The organism is Acinetobacter sp. UBA2063 (assembly GCF_002333245.1).
Taxonomy (GTDB): Bacteria; Pseudomonadota; Gammaproteobacteria; order Pseudomonadales; family Moraxellaceae; genus Acinetobacter; species Acinetobacter parvus.
On record NZ_DDAH01000097.1, the window covers coordinates 1 to 1,226 of the forward strand.

Here is a 1,226-nt window from a genome sequence, read left to right on the forward strand (position 1 = left end):
CGATACCATTGGACGTGTCGATCCCATCATCAATCCGTATGTGATGACAGAAGACATTGATGGTTGCGAGGTTGAGAAAGAAAAAGGCAATTCCTTAGCCCAATATCAAAATTTCCAGAAAGAAATTGTGGCAAATCCAATTGTACGTGAGGGCAATCAGTTAGACCCTGATACCCAGATTGTGCAACTGAGAGCTGCACCATCCAAGGCAATTAAGCATAAACTGCCACCACGTGAACTGGCGGTGATTCGTTTGCCCTCATTTGAAGAGGTGGCGAATGACCATGTGCTGTATGCCCATGCCAACCGTATTTTGCATCTTGAAACCAATCCAGGCAATGCGCGTGCCCTTGTTCAACGCCACGGTGAACGTGATGTCTGGATTAATCCACCGCCTATTCCACTGACCACAGAGGAAATGGATTACGTGTTTGACTTGCCGTATGCACGTTTACCACACCCTGCCTATGGGGATGCACGTTTCCCTGCATTTGACATGATCAAGTTCTCTGTCAACATCATGCGTGGCTGTTTTGGTGGCTGTACATTCTGTTCGATTACGGAGCATGAGGGGCGGATTATCCAGAACCGTTCGGAAGACTCGATTTTACGTGAAATTGAAAAGATCCGTGATACTGCACCGAATTTTACAGGCATTATTTCAGACTTGGGTGGTCCAACCGCCAATATGTACCGTCTGCACTGCAATGATCCTGAAATTGAGAAGAACTGTCGTAAGCCATCCTGTGTCTATCCAGGCGTATGCCAGAACCTGCACACCGATCATGCGCCACTGGTTCAGCTGTACCGTAAGGCACGTGAAATCAAGGGTGTGAAGAAGATTCTGATTGGTTCTGGCCTGCGTTATGACCTTGCGGTACTCAATCCTGAATATGTCAAGGAACTGGTACAGCACCATGTCGGTGGTTACCTGAAGATTGCGCCTGAGCATACCGAACAGGGGCCACTCTCCAAGATGATGAAACCTGGAATTGGTACCTATGACCGCTTTAAGCAAATGTTTGAGCGTTTTAGTAAGGAAGCGGGTAAGGAACAGTATTTGATTCCATACTTTATTGCTGCACATCCAGGTACAACCGACTATGACATGATGAATCTGGCGGTCTGGTTGAAGAAGAACGGTTTCCGTGCCGATCAGGTACAGACGTTCTATCCATCGCCAATGGCCACCGCCACCACCATGTATTATTCAGGTAAAAACCCAC

At 47.5% G+C, this 1,226-nt stretch carries 1 protein-coding gene; it reads left to right on the forward strand.

Annotated elements, in window-relative coordinates; genetic code table 11:
- Positions 1-1,226 (forward strand): YgiQ family radical SAM protein (locus B4H32_RS04325; RefSeq protein ID WP_286800305.1); only part of this gene is annotated, 1,226 nt, incomplete at both ends.